General features: G+C 74.0%; 1 protein-coding gene. It reads left to right on the forward strand.

The genetic code is table 11. The features are described 5' to 3' along the window. Nucleotides 1–41 precede the first annotated feature (41 nt). Entirely contained in the window at nt 42–740 is a 699-nt protein-coding gene (gene npdG, locus ACSNN7_RS29010; RefSeq protein WP_436684223.1) for an NADPH-dependent F420 reductase, read from the forward strand. The last annotated feature ends 3 nt before the right edge of the window (nt 741–743 follow it).

A 743-nucleotide genomic window follows, 5' to 3' on the forward strand; every position in this document is an offset into this window, starting at 1 on the left:
GGGCGGTGCTGGGGGGCGGGGCGGTTTGCGAGGATGACGGCATGGCTTACGACGCGACCACGCTGCCCGACGTCTCCGGGCTGACCGTCGGCATCATCGGTGGCACCGGCGACCAGGGCCGGGGCCTCGCCTACCGGTTCGCCCGGGCCGGGCAGACCGTGCTGATCGGTTCCCGTTCCGCCGAGCGGGCCGCGGAGGCCGCCACCGAGATCGGGGCGCTGCCGGGCCTGCCGGCCGGGGTGAGCGTGACCGGGGCCGGCAACGACGAGGTGGCCCGCCGCAGCGACGTGGTGGTCATCGCGGTGCCGTGGGACGGGCACGCCGCCACCGTCGCCGCCCTCGCCGAGCCGCTCGCCGGCAAGATCGTGGTCGACTGCGTCAACCCGCTCGGCTTCGACAAGCAGGGCCCGTACGCCCTCCCGGTCCCGGAGGGCAGCGCGGTGCAGCAGGCCGCCGCCCTGCTGCCGGAGTCTCGGGTCTGCGCGGCGTTCAACCACGTCAGCGCGCCGCTGCTCGCCGACCCGGAGATCGACCGGATCGACCTCGACGTGCTGATCTGCACCGAGGAGCGGGAACTGGTCGACATCGTCGGCGCGCTGGCCGCCCGGATCCCCGGCATGCGCGGCATCTACGCCGGCCGGCTGCGCAACGCCCACCAGATCGAGGCGTTCACCGCCAACCTGATCGCCATCAACAAGCGGTACAAGGCGCACGCCGGCATCCGCGTCACCGACCTCTGACCG

The sequence above is a fragment of the Micromonospora sp. URMC 105 genome (assembly GCF_051386295.1).
GTDB lineage: Bacteria > Actinomycetota > Actinomycetes > Mycobacteriales > Micromonosporaceae > Micromonospora.

Bases quoted from the DNA above. Each gene is read 5' to 3' on its own strand.
- npdG (WP_436684223.1), top strand. From the start codon at position 42: ATGGCTTACGACGCGACCACGCTGCCCGACGTCTCCGGGCTGACCGTC.